Raw genomic sequence first — 20,912 nt, forward strand, 5'->3', positions numbered from 1 at the left:
ACTCAGCGACCGCGAACCACTTGTTCAAGCTCGGAAAAGCTCGGTCGATGCTTGGGGTACAGCACTTTACGACCGAACTCGACGGCAAGCGACGGCGGCATGCCCGAGGCCGAGGCCACCAGGGAAGCCTTGATCGACTCGTAAACGTTGATTTCTTCCTTGGCATCGTGGGCCAGGGACGTCGCCAGCGGACCGAAGAAGCCATAGGCGGCCAAAATACCGAAGAACGTCCCCACCAGCGCGGCACCAACGTGCATGCCGATTGCGGCCTGATCGCCCTCACCCAGCGAGGCCATCGTCACGACAATACCCAGCACCGCCGCCACAATGCCGAAACCGGGCATGCCGTCGGCGATCCCGGTCACGGCATCGGAAGGATGCTCCAGCTCTTCCTTGAGGTTGAAAAGCTCCATGTCAAACAGCCCTTCGAGCTCGTGGGGCGCCATGTTGCCCGACGACATGATGCGCAGGTAATCGCAGATAAACGCCGTCATGCGCTCATCCTTAAGGACAGTGGGGTACTTGGAGAAGATCGGGCTGGCGGCCGCGTCTTCAATATCGCTTTCGATGGCCATCATGCCTTCGCGGCGACTTTTATTGAGAATCTCGTAAACCAGCCCCAGCACTTCCAGATAAAAAGCGTGGGAGAAGCGTGATCCAAACATGCTGAGTGATTTTTTGATCACGTGCATGGTCATGTAGCCGGGGTTGGCTTGCAGGAACGCGCCAAAGGCCGCCCCACCGATGATCAAAACCTCGAACGGCTGAATCAACGCACCGATTTTGCCGTGAGAAAGCACGTATCCGCCAAGCACACTCGCGAACACGACAATGATGCCGATAATTTTAGCCATAGATAAAAAGTACTTACTGAGTCGGGTTCAAGGTCATATTCCAGCGAAGCTAAAACTCTTCTTCTCCTTATCGGCGAATCTGCGCCAGACTATAGCCGGCAAAGCCGAAAATCCATTCGACCTCCACAATCGATGATGATCGCGTTCCCCTAATGGCCAACGAAACCTGCGCACCGACATCAACACCCACTACTCTGGATGCCTGGGTATCACGCCTGGACGCTGTTGATTTGCCGATCCCGCAAAACAGCCATGAGCGCGTATTCAAGACGATCAACGACAGTCGCCGCTCATTACGCGAAATTGCCGAGGTCATGCAGGACAGTCCGGCGCTGGCACTGAGGCTGATCCGCGAGGCCAACCAACACGTCCAGAGCAGCCTGAGCGAGCCTGCCGAAAGCCTTGAAGTGGCCATCAACCGCCTGGGCCTCAAGCGCACCCAAGTGTTGCTCGAGCGCGTACCCGCACTGGCGATCGAAGACATCCCGATGGCCTATCGACAAATCCAGCTCATCAGCCAGCACGCCGCACAACAAGCAATCGGGCTGTTCGGCAATCGCCTGGCGCGCCTCTGGCAAGAAATCTACTGGAGCAGCCTGCTGTTTCTGTCGCCGTTATGGGCGTTGGCGCTCACTCACCCGCTGCTGCTTGAAGCCTGGGAGCGACGGGTGATCGAGCAAGGGGAATGCGCCAAAAAGGTCGAGCTGGAGCTATTTGGTGTTCCGCTGTTTGATATCTGCCGCACGCTGGCCGAACTCTGGCGATTGCCCGCCTGGGTGATGCAGGGCTATACGGTCATCACCGACGAGCGCCGCACGCTGGTCAAGGTGCTGCACATTGCCCGCGACACTCATCATCCGCTGCGCCAGCAACAGCACCTGGACGCCGATCCCGAGCTGCGCCGCTGGTTCAACCAGCCCGCCAACAGCGTGCTGCTGGCCAACTGCCTGGCACTTTCAGCGCAACAGGCATGGGACACGCCGCACAACTTGCGCTGGCAGTACGTCACCAGCCTGTACCTGCAAATGCCGCTGGATGACATACAACAGCAAGTGCACCAGCACGCGGTAAACAGCGGGCGCTATCACTCGATGCCAGAACTCTGGCACCCGGCCCAGGCGCTGCTCTGGCCATGGGATGCACGCCGCACCCGCCACAGCTCGCTGGCCGCGCCGCCCCCCTCGGCCGAGGCGCTGGCGGCGTGGCGCAGACATTGCGGGCAATTGCTCGAGCAACCCAGCGCATTCAGCAACCCGATGCACCTGACCACTTGCGCCCGCGAAGCCCTGCTGGCGTGCGGCATGCGCCGAGTGATGCTGCTGACACCCGACAAGACCTCAACCGCCCTGAGCGTGAATCAGATAGCCGGACTGGCAAAGACAGCCTTCGACCTGAACATCACCATCAACGAGAGCACCGCACTCCAGCGCTTGATGGCGCAACCGGCTCAGGTACGCCTGACACCCGAGAACAATGGCGTCATATCCGCGGTTTTACCCTACAGCCTGCGCAGCCTGTTCCCTGGCGAGCATCTACTGTTACGCTCTCTGAGCAACAACGGCCGCGTGGTCATGCTGGTACTGGCAGACCAGGGCGGCGGACCCTTTTCGGAAACCAGCGTGCAGGCATTCGGCAAAACGGCCCAATGCATCGAGAAAGCCCTGAATAGCTTTAGTAGTCGCGGGCGCTAGCGCTACAATCCCCCCCTTTTTTGCTCTGGAGGCTTCACATGCCTGGCTTCTCTGGCTTGCCGTTAGTGATTGAACCAAGCGACCTGTTCGCCCGGCTCAACGCTCCCGAACTGATCGTGGTCGACTTGACCAGCGTCGCGCGTTACGAAGCCGGGCATATTCCGGGGGCTCGCTTCGTCGACCCGAAGCGCACGCAACTGGGGCTGCCACCGGCGCCCGGCCTGCTGCCGACCCAGGCGGCGCTCGAAGCGTTGTTCGGCGAGTTGGGGCACAACCCCGATGCGGTCTACGTCGTGTATGACGACGAAGGCGGCGGCTGGGCCGGGCGCTTCATCTGGCTGCTGGATGTGATCGGACACAAGGCTTATCACTATCTGGATGGCGGCATTCACGCATGGACAGGTGACGGTTACGCCGTCAGCCAGGATGTACCCGCTGCAGCCGGTGGCCCGGTGGCACTGACTCTGCACGATGAACCCACCGCAACCCGCGAGTACCTGCAAAGCCGTTTGGGCGCCCCGGATCTGGCGATCTGGGATGCGCGCAGCGAAGCCGAATACACGGGCGAAAAAGTGCTCGCCGCCAAGGGTGGGCATATCCCCGGCGCGAAGAATTTTGAATGGACCGCAGGCATGGATAAAACCCGCAACCTGCGTATCCGCACTGACATGGCGCAGATCCTCAAGGATCTGGGCATCACGCCAGACAAAGAAGTGATTACCCACTGCCAGACTCACCACCGTTCTGGCTTTACTTATCTCGTTGCCAAATCGCTCGGTTATCCGCGCGTCAAAGGCTACGCCGGCTCTTGGGGCGAATGGGGCAACCATCCCGATACCCCTGTCGAGCTGCCTGTAAAAAATTAAGGACCTTGAATGAAAACGCGTTTGTTTCTCCTCAGCCAGTACCTGTTGCCGCATCACCTGCTGTCACGCCTGGCCGGCTGCATTGCCGAGTGCCGCGTGCGCTGGTTCAAGAATGCATTCACAACCTGGTTCGCCAAGCGTTACCAAGTGGACATGTCCCAGGCACTGGTTGAAGACGTTACCGCCTACGAGCACTTCAATGCCTTCTTCACCCGCGCCCTGAAAGACGGCGCCCGCCCGCTGGATCAAACTCCGGGCGCCGTGTTGAGCCCTGCCGATGGCGCTGTCAGCCAACTGGGCCCGATTGAACATGGTCGCGTGTTCCAGGCCAAAGGCCACAGCTACAGCGTGCTGGAACTGGTGGGTGGCGATGCCGCTGTGGCAGCACAGTTCATGGGCGGCGACTTTGCCACCATCTACCTGTCGCCAAAGGATTACCACCGCGTACACATGCCGTTGGCAGGCACCTTGCGCGAGATGATCTACGTGCCGGGCCGCCTGTTCTCGGTTAACCAGACTACCGCCGAAAACGTGCCGGAGCTGTTTGCCCGCAACGAGCGTGCAGTGTGCATCTTTGATACCGAACGCGGCCCGATGGCCGTGATTTTGGTGGGTGCCATGATCGTGGCGTCGATTGAAACCGTATTTGCCGGCCTGGTCACGCCGCCTAAACGCGAGCTGAAAACCTTCCGCTACGACGAAGCTGCACGTGCGCCGATCCACCTGGAAAAAGGTGCCGAGCTGGGTCGCTTCAAACTGGGTTCGACTGCAATCGTGCTGTTCGGTGCCGATCAAGTGAAGTGGGCTGAAGGCCTGGCGGCGGGAACGCCGGTGATGATGGGGCAGAAGATCGGTGAGTAAATAATGTAGTCGCTGCCGAAGGCTGCGATGGGCTGCAAAGCGGCCCCCGCTTTTGTATTAAAAGCGAAGGCCCTGCGGGCCTTATCGCAGCCTGCGGCAGCGACTACACGTATTCACTAGCCCTGGCTGTTACGGTCGCGCTGGCCCAGCAGGTACAGCACACCATCCAGGCCCAGAGTCGAAATGGCATGTCTGGCCGATTTTTTAACCAGTGGCTTGGCGCGGAATGCCACACCCAGCCCGGCAATTGCCAGCATCGGCAAGTCGTTGGCACCATCACCGACCGCAATGGTCTGCTCCAGGCTCAAGCCTTCCTTTTGCGCCAGCTCACGCAGCAAGTCCGCCTTGCGCTGTGCGTCGACAATCGGCTCAACCGCAACACCGGTCACCTTGCCATCCACCACTTCCAGCTCGTTGGCGAACACATAGTCGATGCCCAGCTTCGCCTGTACCTGCTTGGCAAAATACGTGAAGCCGCCCGACAGGATGGCGGTCTTGTAGCCCAAGCGCTTGAGTTCCGCGAACAGCACTTCGGCGCCTTCGGTCAGGCGCAGCGAGGCACCGATGGCATCCAGCACGCCCACATCCAGACCTTTGAGCAGCGCCATGCGCTCCTTGAAGCTGGCCTTGAAGTCCAGCTCACCGGCCATGGCGCGCTCGGTGATTGCAGCCACCTGGTCACCCACGCCCGCAGCCTTGGCCAACTCGTCGATCACTTCGGCTTCGATCAGGGTCGAGTCCATGTCGAACACCGCCAGACGGCGATTGCGGCGGAACAGGGTGTCTTCCTGAAGCGCGATATCAACACCCAGCTCTTGGGCCAGGTTGAAGAAATCGGCACGTAGCGCGTCAATATCCGCAGGCTCGCCGCACACACGCAGTTCGATGCAACTTTTGCTCAACTGCGTCGGGGCGTCCAGCGGTACACGGCCAGACAAGCGATCAGTCTGTTCGATGTTCAAACCGTGCTGGCTGATCACCGATGTCACGCGCTGCAACTCATGGGCAGTCACCTGGCGGCTCATCAGCGTCACCACATGACGGGTCTGGCTTTGCTCATTGACCCAGCGCTGGTAATGCTCTTCGCTGATCGGGTCAAAACGCAGTTGCAGCCCCTCTTGGGCGATCAATGGCTGCAGGTCTTTGAGCACCGCCGAAACCAGCTCTGCTTGTGGAATTTCCACCAGAAAACCCAACGACAAAACGCCATGGATAGCGGCCTGACCGATGTCGAGAATATTCACACCATTGCTGGCCAATACACCAGTAATGGCCGCAGTGAGACCCGGACGGTCCTCACCTGTGATGTTTATCAGGACGATTTCGCGCAAGGCACACCCCCATTCGCTAAAAAAAACGCATTCTACCCACTTTCAGTGACCATCGGGCACCGCCAAGGCTTTGCCGCCTTCAGGCTGCTCGCTATACTGCGCACCAACTTAACGGACTAAGAGCCGCGCTCAGTGAACCGGCCATTGCCTGTCAAAACCGATAATTTCTTCCTGTTGATCTTCCGGGCCCTGCGTGATCGCCGCGTTCCGATTGCTCTGCGTATCGCCAGCCATAACGTGATCCTGGTCGCCCTGGCGCTGGTCATTTATGCCGTGGTGATGGGACTGCAATTCAAGCAGGCCATGCACGAGCAGGCAGATGCCCTGGGTCAGAGCCTGACCACACAAACCGCCACCTCGGCGACCGAGCTGCTGGTGTCCAATGACATCCTCAGTCTCAACGTGCTGCTCAACAACCTGACCAAAAACCCGCTGGTGGCCCACGCAGCTATCTACAGCGTCGATAACCGGATCCTCGCCGAAGCCGGCCAGCGTCCCAAAAACGGCTTGCTGGGCGAAACCGAAGGCGTGTATCAGACCAAGATCACCTTTCAGGATGTGACCGCCGGGCATCTGCGCATCAGCCTGGACATGCACCAGTTTGAGCAGCCGATGACCATCAGCCTGCAGAGCATGGGCATTTTGAGCGCCATTCTGCTCGCCCTGGCCCTGGCCTTGAGCTTGCGACTGGGACGCCACATCACCACGCCGCTGCTGCAATTGCGGGTATGGTTGCGCGAGCCCGATCCTTACACCCCGGCCATTCAGCGCCAGGATGAAATCGGTGATCTGGCCCGCCAGCTTCACAGCCGCCTCGCCCCTGCGGCGCCAGAGCCGGAACCCGAGCCAGAACCGGAAGAAGACTACGACGACAGCGACTACGAAGAAGCCGAAGACAACGAGCCGACCTTCGAAGTGCGCAACCTGAGCGATCCGACGTTCGATGAAGCGCCTGCTGCGCCTGCTCCCAAAGCCGCTCCCCGGCAGTTGGTCAGCACCGCAGAAGACGAAAACGACGACGAAGACCCGTTCGCTGACTTGCGCGACACCAGCACAGCCACTGCTGCGCCGATTGCGCTGGCCAAGCCAAAACAGGTCGTATCAGCTGCGCCACAGCCAAGCGCCGTACTGGCGGTGCAGCTGGGGGCACAGGAACAACTGCGTCGCCTGCCCCGCGCCCGCCTGATGGAACTGCTGGAGCGTTATCGCGATTGCCTGAACCAGGCAGCTTCGCTGTATCAAAGCGAGCTGCATACGCTCAACGATGGCAGCACGCTGATGCTGTTCCATAGCGAAGACAGCGGCGACGATTACCTGACCAACGCCATTTGCTGCGGCGAACTGCTGCGGGCCCTGGGTCACGCCTTGCAGATCGAAGTCGCGGACAGCGGCATCACCCTGCAATTGCAACTGGGTCTGGTGCTGGGCGAAGGACTGAACGGCATGAGCCAGATTGACTTGCTACTGACTGAAGTCGCACAGGACGCCCTGGCGCTGTCGCAACACAGCCGCAACTTGCTGCTGGTGGAGCGCAAGATCAGCGACGACCCGCTGATCCGTCAGCGCGCCCGTATCCGCCCGATTGCCAGCCCTGAAGGTGCCTGCTGCGTCGAGCGCCTGATGGAGCCTTATCCATCCATGCTTGAGCGCCAACTGGCGCGGATGCATGAGAATCGTGGCTGACGGCGTGCTCCCGTAGAGGCAAAAAAAATCCCGCACATGTGCGGGATTTTTTGTTTCGGGTTACGGCCTCAGAAGCGAAACACTTCCATATCCGTACGGATCGGTGAAGCCATCGGAATTCGAGGTTTCTCCGCACCCTGCTTCGGTGCAGCCTTGGTCTCGGGCTTGCGCATCTCAACCAGCGGCGGCTGGTTGGCCAGTGGCTTGAGCGCCACGGCCAATTGCTCGCTCAGCTGTTGCAACAACTGACCTTGAGCCTTGACCTGATCCGCCGTGCTGCCCCCGTGTGGCTGCTCCAGGTGAACAATGCGGTTGTCACGCACCTGACCGCGACGGTCGATCAAGCGCCATTGCGCATCCAGCACCGCAGGCAAGTTCTTGCCCGAGTCCAGGCGAGTGATCGACAACAGCACCTGCACATCCGGGCTGAAGCCCGCCGTAGCCGGTGCCAGGACAACCCGCTGGCTGTCCAGGCGCCACGCCAGTTGACGTACCAGAAGTTGATCGATATCCGAAGACAGGCTGCCAGCCCATCGACCATCAGTGGCCGCACTCAGACTGCCATCGGGCTGACGTTGCAGCAGGGTTTCACGCTGCAGGTAGTCGGCCACGCTGATCGGGCCAAGTACCACGGCCATGCCGGCGCTTTGCGCGGGCTGGCCTGGGGCGCCGCTGTCCAGTTGGTACAAGGCCGCTGGCTGGTGCGTGGTGCACCCCGCCAGACCCAGCACACCGGTCAGCAACGCAATTAAAGGAAGGCGTAGAACGTTCATCATTCCATCCAGGTGGCCGCCATAGGGCCAGCCACAGTGTGATTCTCGAAAGGTTCGCAAGCACATTGCCATAAGCCGTGCAGCAAACGCGGCATATCATCCGCGAATATTGGACCTGACTCCAGCGTTGTCGCGCCGATCTGCGCGTAAAAACCCAGATCGGGGGCGCTAAACAGCCTTAATTGGGCGTTTCTACCAACAAGGCATCCACACGCTGGAAACCACGGGGCAGCTTATTGCCACGACGGCCGCGCTCGCCTTTGTAGTGCTCCAGGTCGTCAGCCTTGAGTGACAGTGTGCGCTTGCCCGCCTGCAATACCAGCGTGGCGTTGTCTGGCAGCACGGCGAGGTCGGTCACGTACTCTTCACGACTGGCCACGCGCTCACCGGGAATACCGATGATCTTGTTGCCTTTGCCTTTGCCCAGTTGCGGCAAGTCGCTGACTTTGAAAATCAGCAGACGACCTTCCGTGGTCACGGCCGCCAGCCAGTTGTGCTCGCGATCTGCCACAGGTCGTGGCTGCATGACTTGCGCCCCTTTAGGCAGGCTGAGCAGCGCTTTACCGGCCTTGTTCTTGGCTTGCAGGTCTTCACCCTTGACCACAAAACCGTAACCGGCGTCGGACGCGATGACGTACAGCGCATCGTCTTCAGGCAACAGCACGCACTCGAACGTCGCACCCGGCGGCGGGGTCAGGCGCCCGGTCAACGGCTCACCCTGGCCACGGGCATTGGGCAGTTTGTGAGCAGGCTCAGAGTAACTGCGCCCGGTCGAGTCGATAAACACCGCGAACTGGTTGGAGCGTCCGGAGGCCGCTGTCTTGTAGCCATCCCCTGCCTTGTAGGACAGGCCGGTTGCGTCAAGGTCATGGCCTTTGCCGCAACGAACCCAGCCTTTTTCCGACAGTACAACTGTGACGGCTTCAGTCGGGACCAACTCGTTTTCAGACAGGGCCTTGGCTTCAGCACGGGACACAATCGGCGAGCGACGGTCGTCGCCATAGGTTTCGGCATCGGCCAGCAACTCGGTACGCACCAGCTTTTTCAGCTTGGTTTCGCTGCCCAGCAAGGTTTTCAGCTTGGCTTGCTCTTTGCGCAACGCATCCTGCTCGGTGCGCAACTTCATCTCTTCAAGGCGGGCCAATTGGCGCAGACGCGTGTCGAGGATGTAGTCAGCCTGGATTTCGCTCAGGGCAAAGCGCGCAATCAGCTCGGCCTTGGGATGCTCCTCGGTGCGGATGATGTGAATCACTTCATCGAGGTTCAAGTAGGCGGTGAGCAATCCGTCCAACAGGTGCAGGCGGCGCTCGACTTTATCGAGGCGGAACTGCAAGCGACGGCGTACGACATTGACCCGGAATTCCAGCCATTCCACCAGCAAGGCGCGCAGGTTTTTCAGTTGCGGTTTGCCGTCCAGACCAATGATGTTGATGTTGACCCGGAACGTGGACTCAAGCTCGGTCACGGCGAACAAGTGCTGCATCAGCTCGTCGAGATCGACTTTGTTATTGCGCGGAATGATCACGATACGGCACGGGTTTTCGTGGTCGGACTCGTCGCGCAGGTCGGTGACCATTGCCAGCTTGGTTGGCTTGGCCTGCATCAGGGCCGCGATCTGCTCCAATACTTTGGCGCCCGATACCTGATGGGGCAGCGCAGTGACCACAATGTCGCCGTCTTCAATGTGATACACGGCACGCATGCGCACCGAACCACGGCCGGTCTGATAGATCTTCAGCAGGTCGGCACGGGGGGTGATGATTTCAGCTTCGGTCGGGTAGTCCGGGCCCTGGATGTGCTCGCACAGCTGCTCGACCGTGGCCTTGGGCTCATCGAGCAAGCGCACGCACGCGCTGGCAACTTCACGCAGGTTGTGCGGTGGCACGTCAGTGGCCATGCCCACGGCAATGCCGGTGGTGCCATTGAGCAGGATATTGGGCAAGCGCGCAGGCAAAACCGCAGGTTCGTCGAGGGTCCCGTCAAAGTTGGGCACCCAGTCCGCCGTGCCCTGGCCCAGTTCGCTGAGCAGCACTTCGGAATAACGGGACAAGCGCGCTTCGGTATAACGCATGGCCGCGAACGACTTGGGATCGTCCGGCGCACCCCAGTTGCCCTGGCCGTCGACCAGGGTGTAGCGGTAGCTGAACGGCTGCGCCATCAACACCATTGCTTCGTAGCACGCCGAGTCGCCGTGGGGGTGGAACTTGCCGAGTACGTCACCGACGGTACGCGCCGATTTCTTGTGCTTGGAATCAGCGTCCAGGCCCAACTCGCTCATGGCGTACACAATGCGCCGCTGTACGGGCTTGAGGCCGTCGCCGATGTGCGGCAAGGCCCGGTCCATGATTACGTACATGGAGTAGTTGAGGTAGGCCTGTTCGGTGAAGTCGGCCAGTGACCGGCGTTCTACGCCGTCCAGGCTGAGATCAAGGGAGTCGCTCATGCGGACCTCATTCAATTCGTTGTCTGGCGCAGCAGCATGGTGCCGCCGCGCTGGGTAAATTCAAGTTTTTTCAGCGCACTCATGCCCAGCAGCACTTGCTCGCCTTCGAGCCCTGGAGCAGCCACTGCACGCACGTCGCGCAGCACAATGGCGCCCAGTTGCAGGCGGTCGATGCGGGTCTGATAGCCCTGAGTGCGACCATTGGCAGTGTTCAGCGTCACCGGGACACCTTTGGGCAATGCCAGTTGCCTGGCCAGCTCCATCGGCACCGCCACATCGGTGGCGCCGGTATCGAGTAAAAATTCCACCGGCACGTTGTTGATCCGGCCGCTGGCAACAAAATGACCCTGGGCGTTGCCGAGCAGTTTGACTTCGATATAACCCTCGCCCTGTTGCGAGGAGACTTCGGTGTTGGGGTTTTCCTGACGCTGTTCCCAGCGCCCGAAAAACTGCGCGGCCAGATACAAACCGGCACACCAGGCCACAATCATAAAGACCCGACCCACACCTTTACCCGGCGCTTGCTCGCTCATGACTTGGCACTCCAGCCACCTTGCGGGGCAGCAAAGCGCCAGACAATGGGGCGTTTTTCGCCATCGGCGCGTACATGGTTGCCGTTATCGACGCCGATCCAGGCACCTTGGGCATCCAGGCTCAAGGCCTCGGTATTGCCATAGCCACTGTTGTATAGCCGGTTGTCGGTCAATGCATCGTTGGCAAACGACCAGCAGCGTTCGATTTCACCTGTGTCCAGGGTACGACGACAAATGCGGTAGGCCATGCGTTCAAGGGTGAACAGCTTGCCTTCGAACAGCGCCAGGTCGGCAAAATCCTTTTGCTGCGCCTTGGCCTTGAGTTGTGGCGGCGCCTGTTCAAGCCCCCCTTCACTCATCAATACGCAACCGTTTTCGCAGTCCCACACACTCTGCTTTTTGCGGATCGTCAGCAAGCCGCGGCGCTCGCGCTCGGCCGCCAGCCATATCTGGTTGCCCTGCGGGTTGACGGCGATACCTTCAAACAGCGCATTGAAATGCAGCAGCATGCCGCTGGCCCGGGCCTGACGGACCAGCGAAGGGTCGATCTTGAGCCACACCGGTGGGCCTGCCGGCGGAACTTGCAACACCGCCGCATGGGCTTCACTGACCACATAACGGTTGCCCGCGTCGTCGCAGCTGATGCCTTCAAAATCCAGATTGCCGCCGCGCAACGGGCTGATGGCTTTACCCATCATGCGTACACCCCACGGCAAACCGCTTTCGGGCGGCGGCGGAACATCGATGTTCAGGGCCTCGGCGCTCCATTCGGGGTAGCGCTGGTCAAGACGATAAATCTGATCGTCATCACGATCGGATACCGCCCACAACTCACCCGAGCACAGGGCCAGGCCAGACAGGTTGCCACCTCGCATGCCTTCTACCGGATGCTCCGACTGCATGACCAACTCTGGCCAGGTGCTGGCCATTACTGGCGCAGCACCCAACCAGAGCAGCCCCAGCAAGGCACTGCGCATCAGGTCAGCACCTGCGCCAGGTTGCCTTTGGATTCAAGCCAGGTCTTGCGGTCACCGGCGCGTTTCTTGGCCAGCAGCATGTCCATCATCTCTGACGTGGCGGCGAAGTCTTCAAGGGTCAGTTGCACCAAGCGACGGGTGTTTGGGTCCATCGTGGTTTCGCGCAGTTGCGGCGGGTTCATCTCACCCAGCCCCTTGAATCGCGTGACCTGTGGCTTGCCGCGTTTTTTCTCGGCGACCAGTCGGTCAAGGATGCCATCACGCTCGGCTTCGTCCAGGGCGTAGAAAATCTCCTTGCCCAGGTCAATGCGGTACAACGGCGGCATCGCCACGTAAACGTGACCGGCGTCCACCAGCGGACGGAAGTGCTGAACGAACAACGCGCACAGCAAGGTGGCGATGTGCAGACCGTCGGAGTCGGCGTCGGCAAGGATGCAGATTTTGCCGTAACGCAATTGGCTCATGTCAGCCGCGCCCGGATCGACACCGATCGCGACGGCGATGTTATGGACTTCCTGACTGGCCAGGACTTCGCTGCCGTCAACTTCCCAGGTGTTGAGGATCTTGCCGCGCAACGGCAGGATCGCCTGGAATTCCTTGTCTCGTGCCTGCTTGGCCGAGCCGCCTGCGGAGTCACCTTCCACCAGAAACAGTTCAGAACGCATCGGGTCCTGCCCGGCGCAGTCGGCCAGCTTGCCCGGCAAGGCCGGCCCCTGGGTAATCCGCTTGCGCTCGACCTTCTTGCTGGCCTTGAGCCTGCGCCCGGCATTGTTGATTGCCAGCTCAGCCAGTTGCATGCCCAGCTCGGGATTGGCATTGAGCCACAGGCTGAAGGAATCCTTGATCACGCCCGATACAAACGCCGCCGCTTCACGGGAGGACAGACGCTCTTTGGTCTGCCCCGAGAACTGCGGCTCCTGCATTTTCATCGACAGCACGAACGCAATGCGCTCCCACACGTCTTCGGGCGCCAGCTTCACGCCGCGCGGCAGCAGGCTGCGGAACTCGCAGAACTCGCGCATCGCATCGAGCAAGCCCTGACGCAGACCGTTGACGTGAGTACCGCCTTGAGCCGTGGGGATCAGGTTGACGTAGCTTTCCTGAACACTGTCACCGCCCTCAGGCAGCCACAGCAAAGCCCAGTCGATGGCTTCTTTATTACCGGCCAGGCTGCCGCAGAACGGCTCATTGGGCAGGCGTTCAAATTCGCTGACCGCGTCAACCAGGTACGAGCGCAGACCGTCTTCGTAATGCCACTCGACCTTTTCGCCGGTGTTTTTGTCTTCAAAGCTGACCAGCAGCCCCGGACACAGTACAGCCTTGGCCTTGAGCACATGCTTGAGGCGGCTGACCGAAAACTTGGGCGAGTCGAAGTACTTCGGGTCCGGCGCGAAGTACACGCTGGTACCGGTGTTGCGCTTGCCGACCGTACCGATGACTTCCAGATCGGTCGCTTTATAGCCATCGGCGAAGGTCATCTGGTATTCGTTGCCGTCACGCTTGACCTTGACCCGAACCAGTGTCGACAGCGCGTTGACCACCGAAATCCCCACGCCGTGCAGGCCGCCGGAGAACTGATAGTTTTTGTTGGAGAACTTGCCACCCGCGTGGAGCTTGGTAAGGATCAGCTCGACACCTGACACGCCCTCTTCAGGGTGGATGTCCACAGGCATGCCGCGCCCGTCATCGCTGACTTCCAGCGAGTGATCGGCGTGCAGGATGACTTGCACCGACTTGGCGTGACCGGCCAGGGCTTCGTCGACACTGTTGTCGATGACTTCCTGGGCCAGGTGGTTGGGCCGACTGGTGTCGGTGTACATGCCGGGGCGTTTGCGCACCGGGTCGAGGCCCGAGAGGACTTCGATGGCGTCGGCGTTATAAGAGCTAGCGCTGGGAGTGGCCATAGGGTCTCGTCGTTAGTCGTAAATGAAAAATAAGGGCCATTCGACGGGTGCCTCAGAGGGCCGCGAAGTCGATGGTTTGAAACTGTTCGGCGCCAATCCCTGCAAAATTCAACAGATCAGGCAGTTGCTGGGCAAAACCTTGATAACTGTGGTCACCGCCCGCCTGAATACGCAATGTACACGCCGCGTAGTACTTTTCAGCGTAGCGGTAGTCCAGGGTTTCATCGCCAGTTTGCAACCACACCTGATACCGCTGCGGGTCTTGGGGGGCTGCCACTTCGAGTTCGGCCAGGGCCTGGACGTGATCGTGGGTCAATTCCCAGGTTTGGCCGCTGTAGTGGTTGGTCTGCGTGCCCAGATAACCGTCGAACATCCGATGCGGGCTGACGGCCGGGTTGACCAGCAAGGCCTTGAGGCCATGTTGTTCGGCCAGCCAGGTCGCATAGTAGCCGCCGAGCGAGCTGCCTACCAGCAATGGGCGGCCCAGCTGGCTGATTGCGGCCTGCAATTGGGCCATTGCCTCACGCGGATGGTGGTGCAAGGCAGGCACCCGCAGCTGCTCGGCAAGCCCCATGCGCTGCATCACCGAGATCAACTGTGTGGCCTTCTTGGACTCGGGGGCACTGTTGAACCCGTGGATATACAAGATGGAACCCGACATGCGATGACCCCCGAAGACACATTAAGCTGAACACAGCATCAAGAAAGACGCGCAGTTTAGCCTGACTCAGGGGCAATGACTCGCTTCAAGATATTTCAGTAATTGTTGGCGCTGTAATCCGGCTCGAACGAGAAATCAGCCAGGCGTGACACGCCGGTTTGCAGCGTGCCATCAGGCTGCAAGCGCAACCAGCGATAGCCCGGGGCCTCGTTGCTGACCTTGAAGTCCGGGCTGGCGACAGCAAACTGGATGCAGGTCGAGGGCGATGCCAGCAACCTGACACCGTTGCGTTGCTGATCGAACGGCTGGTGGACATGCCCCCAGAGCACCGCCCGTGCTTGTGGATAACGGTCCATGACCGACCAGAAATCCTTGGCATTGCGCAGACCAATCGGCTCCAGCCATTGGCAACCCACCGAGACCGGGTGGTGATGCAGGCACACCAGGTGATGGCGTTCGGGGGCTTCGCTCAAGGATTGCGCCAGCAGTTGCAACTGGTCGTCTTCCAGATAACCGGGGGTGGAATGGGGCACTGCCGAGTTGAGCAACGTAATGCGCCAATTGCCGATATCGACCACGGGCTCAAGCAGACGGCTTTGCACGGCCGCTTCGCGCATCTGCGCAATTTGGTCATGATTGCCGGGGATCCAGCGGGCAACGCCGCCCAGCGGTGACGTCATCCTGCGAAAGTGCTGATAGGCCTCGACGCTGCCGTCCTGGGTCAAGTCGCCCGTGGCCAGAATGCCGTCGATGTGCGGTTGTTCGGCGCGAGCCAGATCGATCACCTGCTGCAGGCTTTGCGCAGTCTTGAGGCCGAGCAGGGAACCGTCTGCGTCAGCAAACAAATGGCTGTCAGACAGCTGCACCAGCAGCACCGCATCTTCGGTGGTCAGCGTGGATACATTCGGCAAGATGACTCTCCCGGGGGGTGTTGATTTCAAGGCTAGCGTACTTCTGCGTATTCATGCCCGCATGCCAGGCAATGGCTGAGCCACTCACCCAGAAACACATTGAGCTGGGCTTTTTCGTCGGGCTGGTGCATGGCGATGTTGGGGTACGGGTAGATGCTGCGAAAGCGCCGGGCGTGCTCGGCAGCAACGACTTCAGCCATGCGCGCATCGTGATAAACCTGCACCTGCAACTCGGGCACCGGCAACCACGGCAAGCTGTGTTCCTGACGGATTCGCAGGGTGCTGGTGTACGGGCAATCGAGGATCACCTCAAGCGTCAGCACGCCCAGCATCTGGTCCCCCTGAGTCACGGCAATCCGGCGCGGGCCGGGTTGCTCACGCATTTCAGGCAACAAACGCATCAGGCGCGCATAGTTGGCCTCGCAGGCAGCCTGCAAACCGATCAGGTCGACTCGATAACGATCGCGAACCCCATTTACGACCATAACCCCCTCACTTCAGCGCGATTAAGCGCCAGCCATTGCAGGGCAATAATGCTCGCTGCATTGGAAATACGTCCATCACGTACAGCTTGCAGCGCATCTTCGTACGCCCATACCGTTACACGAATATCTTCTGCCTCTTCTTCCAGCCCATGCAAGCCCCCCACACCCAAGGTGCTGCAACGCCCCAGAAACAAGTGAACAAACTCGGTACTGCCCCCCGGCGAAGGGAAATAGCGGGTGATGGGCCACAGTGACGAGAACACAAGACCGGCCTCTTCTTCGCCTTCACGGTGAGCGACTTCTTCGGGCACTTCAGCCTTGTCGATCAGCCCGGCCACCAGCTCGATCAACCAGGGCGTTTGGGTCTTGCCCAGGGCGCCGACCCGGAACTGCTCGATCAGCACCACTTCATCGCGCTGGGGGTCATACGGCAGCACACATACCGCGTCATGGCGCACGAACACTTCACGACTGATCTCACGGCTCATGCCACCGGCAAAGAGTTCGTGACGCAGGTGCACGCGGTCCAGTTTGTAAAAACCCTGATAACCGTTCTCGCGCTTTACGATCTCAACGGCACTTGGCGTGGCCTTGGTGATGTCAGTCATTGCAAACCCCTTACTGGCGAATTTCACCGGGGTGGCCCTCGGCATCGCGCATCCTAACGCGCCTGCACCTGCGGATGCAGCCTCTTTTATGACGCAGGGATAGACGGATCGCCTGCAAAACAACTCTAATTGACTCTATCAAGCTTAGTGGCGAACCGATGCCCATGCTGGCAGTCGAACCACCATAATTTTCTCTTTCTTTCGACGATGAAGGACGACCATGTCGCTTTTAAAGTTTGCCTCCATGACTTGCATCGCCCTGACCCTGGGTGCTTGCCAAAGCGTGTTTCAACCTTCGGCACAAAAGCCGCTGGCGTTTACCAATGACGCCTCGGAGCAGGTCAAATCCGGCTGCACTGGCCCGGACTGCCCGCTGGTGAATATCGACACCCTGCACTTTGCCGATGCTCCCAACCTCGACGCGCTGATCGAAAACCGCCTGTTGAAGATGACCGTAAACTCGCCCGACGACAAACTGGCGCCATCGCTCAACGCGTACCGCGAGCATTTCCTGCGCACAGCCGACAGCCGCAACAGCACCTACTTGCAAGCCAAGGTACGCGAGGAGCATGACGGTCTGGTGATTGTCGAGTTGTCCAGCTACCTGGACACCGGCGGCGCTCATGGCATGCCGGGGCGCGGCTTTATCAACTACTCGCGTAAAGAGCAGAAAGAAGTGACCTTGCAGGACATGCTCTTGCCGGGCCAGGAGCAAGCCTTTTGGGGGGCCGCAAAAGTGGCCCACAACAACTGGTTGATCAACAGCCATTACAGCAGCGACCCGGAATACGTCAAAAACTGGCCGTTCCAGAAAACCCCGCACGTGGCATTACTCAAGGACAACGTGGTCCTCAAATACGACGTGTACAGCATTGCGCCGTACTCTGAAGGTCATATTGAACTGAAGATCCCGTACTCGCGCCTGAACGGGATTCTGAAACCCGAGTGGTTCCCGGGCCGCGGGTAATCACCCCATCTCCCGTGGGAGCGGGCTAGCCCGCTCCCACAAGATCATGCAACCGCTTTTGAGCGCCCTGCCACCCACTGCAACAACCCCGCCAGCAGCAACGCCGGCAACGTCGCGCCCACATCAGGCATAAAGTTCGCCAGCAGGTGATAAGTCACCACCCCGCCCAGCCATGCCAGCAAGGTCGTCCAGCGCATCAGGGTCGGGGCGACCCGGGCACTGCGCTTGCGCAGGATAAAGTGATCCACCAGGACCACCCCGAACAATGGCGCGAACACCGAGCCAATCAGCAGCAGGAAGTTCTGGTACTGCGCCAGCGGCGAAAAGCAGGCGATCAAGGTGCATACCACACCGATAGCCAAGGCCAGATGCTCGACTTTCAAACGCAGCAACATCCCGCCGGACACCGCCGCCGAGTGAATATCGGCAAATGCGTTTTCGGACTCGTCGAGCAAGATCAGCAGCAGTGGAATTCCCAGGCCTGCCCCCGCCAGCGCCAACAGCAGCGCATTGACTTCACCGCTCGGCGCAAAGGCCAGGGTGTAGGCCACGCCCAGGCTCATCAGCCAGAAGTTGCCAATAAAGAAGCCCAGTGCCGTACCGCCAAACACACTGTTGGCGCGCTTGCCGAAGCGCGAATAATCCGCAATCAACGGCAACCACGACAGCGGCATGGCGATGGCAATGTCAAAACCCACGGCAAACGGCAGTGAGCCATCGCCCTTTTGTGCCCACAATGCGGGCAGGTCGGCCTTGGCGAACAAATTCCAGGTCAACCAGATGCAAGCCGCCAGCAGCAGCCAGATGCCCCATTTGCGCAAGACCTTGCGCACAAAGGTCAAAGGCCCGCTGACCGCAAGCAGCGTGGCCAGGGCGCCGAAAAACAGCGTCCACATCAAGGGGTTGCTCAACCAGCTGCCTTCATTGAAGGCCCGTGCACCCAGCAGGCTGGCCGCATCGCGCATCACAATGATTTCGAACGAGCCCCAGCCGATCAGTTGCAACACGTTGAGCACGGCCGGGAGCATGGCGCCGCGGCTGCCGAGGCTGAGTTTCAGCGCGGCCATGGACGACAGCCCGGTGTCGCTGCCGATCACACCGACCGAGGCCAACAACGACACGCCGACCAGCGTGCCGAGAAAAATCGCCAGCAATGAACCCGAAAGGCCCAGCCCCGGCGCAAGCAACGCGCCGGTCTGCAACACCATCAGGCCTATGCCGAGGGAGAACCACAGGGAAAACAGATCTCGACCGCCGAATACGCGCCGGTCCTGAGGGACAGCAAGGTCGGGAGAGTAGGTACTGGGTGTGTTCAATGGGTTGAATCTCACAAATAGAGAGTTGCCTGAAAGCCCTGTGGGAGCGGGCTTGCTCGCGATAGAGTCGACACGGTTACACTCAAAGACCGTGACGTCTGCATCGCGAGCAAGCCCGCTCCCACAAGGGAACTGCTCACATCACACTTTTTTGTACAGCTGGCTGCCTTCCTGCTTGAAGCGCTCGGCCTGTTCGGCAAGGCCCTTCGCAACATCTACATCGATGGCATCGATGCGCTGGTTGGCGGCGTAGATACGGACTTCCTGGGTGATTTTCATCGAGCAGAATTTCGGCCCGCACATGGAGCAGAAATGCGCGACCTTGGCCGAGTCCTTGGGCAAGGTTTCATCGTGGTACGAGCGGGCGGTGTCCGGGTCCAGACCAAGGTTGAACTGGTCTTCCCAACGGAACTCGAAGCGTGCCTTGCTCAAGGCGTTGTCACGGATCTGCGCACCCGGATGGCCCTTGGCCAAGTCGGCAGCGTGGGCCGCAATCTTGTAGGTGATGATCCCGGTCTTCACGTCATCCTTGTTCGGCAACCCCAAGTGTTCCTTGGGGGTGACGTAGCACAGCATGGCGCAACCGAACCAGCCGATCATGGCCGCACCGATGCCCGAAGTGATGTGGTCGTAACCCGGTGCAATGTCGGTGGTCAGCGGGCCGAGGGTGTAGAACGGCGCTTCGTCGCAGCACTCCAGCTGCTTGTCCATGTTCTCCTTGATCAACTGCATCGGCACGTGACCGGGGCCTTCGATCATGCATTGCACGTCGTGCTTCCAGGCAATCTTGGTCAGCTCGCCCAGGGTTTCCAGTTCGCCGAACTGGGCCGCGTCGTTGGCGTCGGCAATCGAGCCCGGACGCAGGCCGTCGCCCAGCGAGAAGCTGACGTCGTAGGCCTTCATGATTTCGCAGATTTCGTCGAAATGGGTGTAGAGGAAGTTCTCTTGGTGGTGCGCCAGACACCACTTGGCCATGATCGAACCGCCACGGGACACAATGCCCGTCACACGCTTGGCGGTCAGCGGCACGTAGCGCAGCAGCACGCCGGCGTGGATGGTGAAGTAGTCGACGCCTTGCTCGGCCTGTTCGATCAGGGTGTCGCGAAACAGCTCCCAGGTCAGGTCCTCGGCCACGCCGTTGACCTTCTCCAATGCCTGATAAATAGGCACGGTGCCGATCGGAACCGGCGAGTTGCGGATGATCCACTCGCGGGTTTCATGGATGTGCTTGCCGGTGGACAGGTCCATGACCGTGTCCGAACCCCAGCGAATGCCCCAGGTCAGTTTGGCCACTTCTTCTTCAATCGAAGAGCCCAGTGCACTGTTGCCGATGTTGCCGTTGATCTTCACCAGGAAGTTGCGGCCAATGATCATCGGCTCCAACTCAACGTGGTTGATGTTGGCCGGGATGATGGCGCGACCGCGGGCGATTTCTTCGCGCACGAATTCAGCGGTGATTTCTTTCGGGATGCTGGCGCCGAAGCTGTGGCCAGGGTGCTGCTGATCCAGCAGACCTGCCGCCCGGGCTTCCTGCAGCTTCATGTTTTCGCGGATGGCGACGTATTCCATCTCGGCGGTGATGATGCCCTGACGCGCATAGTGCATCTGGGTAACGTTGGCACCGGCCTTGGCCCGACGCGGGTTTTTGACGTGGGCAAAACGCAGTTTGGTCAGCTCTGCATCCTCCAGACGCATTTGCCCGAAGTTCGAACTCAAGCCCGGCAGGCGCTCGGTATCGTCACGGTCATCGATCCAGGCCGAACGCACATCGCCCAGGCCTTTGCGCACGTCAATTTGCACAGACGGGTCGGTATACGGACCCGAGGTGTCGTAGATCAATACCGGGGCGTTCACTTCGCCGCCAAAATCGGTGGGGGTGATATCCAGGCTGACTTCACGCATCGGCACCAGAATGTCCGGGCGCGAACCCTGTACGTAGACTTTTTGCGAGCGGGTAAACGGCTTGACCGACTGCTCATCGACCTTGGCCGAATCACTGAGGTTGATCGCGTTTTTTGGTTTTGTACTCATCACGGCTCTCCAGACTG

18 protein-coding genes are annotated in these 20,912 nt (G+C 60.0%); 5 read left to right on the forward strand and 13 right to left on the reverse strand.

The features are described 5' to 3' along the window. Positions 1–2: 2 nt before the first annotated feature. Positions 3–854 carry a flagellar motor stator protein MotA gene (motA, locus tag V6P94_RS00850; RefSeq protein ID WP_338648879.1) on the reverse strand — a complete coding sequence of 284 codons (852 nt, stop codon included), beginning with the start codon at positions 852–854 and terminating at the stop codon, positions 3–5. A 152-nt stretch (positions 855–1,006) separates the two neighbouring features. Between motA and V6P94_RS00855 the strand changes: the two genes are divergently transcribed. Genes V6P94_RS00855 through asd form a run of 3 tightly spaced genes read left to right on the forward strand, consistent with a single transcriptional unit; the run spans position 1,007 to position 4,272 of the window. Beyond that, a complete protein-coding gene (locus V6P94_RS00855; protein WP_338648880.1) occupies positions 1,007–2,545 on the forward strand; it encodes an HDOD domain-containing protein in 1,539 nt (512 codons plus the stop codon). A gap of 38 nt (positions 2,546–2,583) precedes the next feature. Beyond that, positions 2,584–3,411: a rhodanese-like domain-containing protein gene (locus V6P94_RS00860; protein ID WP_133076652.1), complete on the forward strand. Its 828-nt coding sequence runs from the start codon at positions 2,584–2,586 to the stop codon at positions 3,409–3,411. Positions 3,412–3,420: 9 nt separating this feature from the next. Then, entirely contained in the window at positions 3,421–4,272 is an 852-nt protein-coding gene (asd, locus tag V6P94_RS00865; protein ID WP_133076653.1) for an archaetidylserine decarboxylase, read from the forward strand. 116 nt (positions 4,273–4,388) lie between these two features. On the opposite strand, the gene serB is transcribed toward asd, so the two are convergent. Further along, positions 4,389–5,603 (reverse strand): phosphoserine phosphatase SerB, encoded by a 1,215-nt coding sequence (gene serB, locus V6P94_RS00870; RefSeq protein WP_133076654.1) that lies wholly within the window; start codon positions 5,601–5,603, stop codon positions 4,389–4,391. Between the two features lie 132 nt (positions 5,604–5,735). Here serB and V6P94_RS00875 point away from each other — a divergent pair, with 132 nt between their 5' ends. Next, a complete protein-coding gene (locus V6P94_RS00875) occupies positions 5,736–7,286 on the forward strand; it encodes an AhpA/YtjB family protein (protein WP_133076655.1) in 1,551 nt (516 codons plus the stop codon). A 68-nt stretch (positions 7,287–7,354) separates the two neighbouring features. Here V6P94_RS00875 and V6P94_RS00880 read toward each other — a convergent pair whose 3' ends face one another. The 9 genes from V6P94_RS00880 to V6P94_RS00920 all read right to left on the reverse strand — a co-directional run bounded on the left by V6P94_RS00880 (position 7,355) and on the right by V6P94_RS00920 (position 16,581). Next, complete coding sequence (locus tag V6P94_RS00880; RefSeq protein WP_219262140.1) at positions 7,355–8,059, reverse strand: membrane integrity-associated transporter subunit PqiC; 705 nt, start codon at positions 8,057–8,059, stop codon at positions 7,355–7,357. 178 nt (positions 8,060–8,237) lie between these two features. Further along, positions 8,238–10,502: a DNA topoisomerase IV subunit A gene (gene parC / locus V6P94_RS00885; RefSeq protein ID WP_133076657.1), complete on the reverse strand. Its 2,265-nt coding sequence runs from the start codon at positions 10,500–10,502 to the stop codon at positions 8,238–8,240. 11 nt (positions 10,503–10,513) lie between these two features. Beyond that, on the reverse strand, positions 10,514–11,035 hold the full coding sequence (locus tag V6P94_RS00890; RefSeq protein ID WP_133076658.1) for a TIGR02281 family clan AA aspartic protease: 522 nt from the start codon (positions 11,033–11,035) through the stop codon (positions 10,514–10,516). Continuing rightward, positions 11,032–12,012, reverse strand: coding sequence for an esterase-like activity of phytase family protein (locus tag V6P94_RS00895; protein WP_133076659.1), 981 nt, complete (start codon positions 12,010–12,012; stop codon positions 11,032–11,034). Before V6P94_RS00895 ends, V6P94_RS00890 begins: the two co-directional genes overlap by 4 nt. Then, on the reverse strand, positions 12,012–13,916 hold the full coding sequence (gene parE / locus V6P94_RS00900; RefSeq protein ID WP_133076660.1) for a DNA topoisomerase IV subunit B: 1,905 nt from the start codon (positions 13,914–13,916) through the stop codon (positions 12,012–12,014). Before parE ends, V6P94_RS00895 begins: the two co-directional genes overlap by 1 nt. A gap of 52 nt (positions 13,917–13,968) precedes the next feature. Continuing rightward, positions 13,969–14,577 carry a YqiA/YcfP family alpha/beta fold hydrolase gene (locus tag V6P94_RS00905; protein WP_133076661.1) on the reverse strand — a complete coding sequence of 203 codons (609 nt, stop codon included), beginning with the start codon at positions 14,575–14,577 and terminating at the stop codon, positions 13,969–13,971. Positions 14,578–14,672: 95 nt separating this feature from the next. Next, entirely contained in the window at positions 14,673–15,488 is an 816-nt protein-coding gene (gene cpdA / locus V6P94_RS00910) for a 3',5'-cyclic-AMP phosphodiesterase (protein ID WP_133076662.1), read from the reverse strand. A 32-nt stretch (positions 15,489–15,520) separates the two neighbouring features. Next, positions 15,521–15,973, reverse strand: coding sequence for a DUF1249 domain-containing protein (locus V6P94_RS00915; RefSeq protein ID WP_133076663.1), 453 nt, complete (start codon positions 15,971–15,973; stop codon positions 15,521–15,523). Further along, positions 15,964–16,581, reverse strand: a complete 618-nt coding sequence (locus tag V6P94_RS00920) for an NUDIX domain-containing protein (protein WP_133076664.1) — start codon at positions 16,579–16,581, stop codon at positions 15,964–15,966. The genes V6P94_RS00915 and V6P94_RS00920 overlap by 10 nt, the downstream gene beginning before the upstream one ends. Before the next feature lie 220 nt (positions 16,582–16,801). On the opposite strand from V6P94_RS00920, the gene V6P94_RS00925 reads away from it, so the two are divergent. After that, positions 16,802–17,548, forward strand: coding sequence for an RsiV family protein (locus V6P94_RS00925; RefSeq protein WP_219262142.1), 747 nt, complete (start codon positions 16,802–16,804; stop codon positions 17,546–17,548). Positions 17,549–17,592: 44 nt separating this feature from the next. Here V6P94_RS00925 and cytX read toward each other — a convergent pair whose 3' ends face one another. Together cytX and thiC are read right to left on the reverse strand one after the other, a co-directional pair. Next, complete coding sequence (gene cytX / locus V6P94_RS00930; protein ID WP_133076666.1) at positions 17,593–18,864, reverse strand: putative hydroxymethylpyrimidine transporter CytX; 1,272 nt, start codon at positions 18,862–18,864, stop codon at positions 17,593–17,595. A gap of 141 nt (positions 18,865–19,005) precedes the next feature. Beyond that, complete coding sequence (gene thiC / locus V6P94_RS00935; protein ID WP_326397242.1) at positions 19,006–20,895, reverse strand: phosphomethylpyrimidine synthase ThiC; 1,890 nt, start codon at positions 20,893–20,895, stop codon at positions 19,006–19,008. Between the last annotated feature and the right edge of the window lie 17 nt (positions 20,896–20,912).

It is taken from the genome of Pseudomonas sp. ML2-2023-3, from assembly GCF_037055275.1.
In the GTDB taxonomy this organism is placed as follows: Bacteria; Pseudomonadota; Gammaproteobacteria; order Pseudomonadales; family Pseudomonadaceae; genus Aquipseudomonas.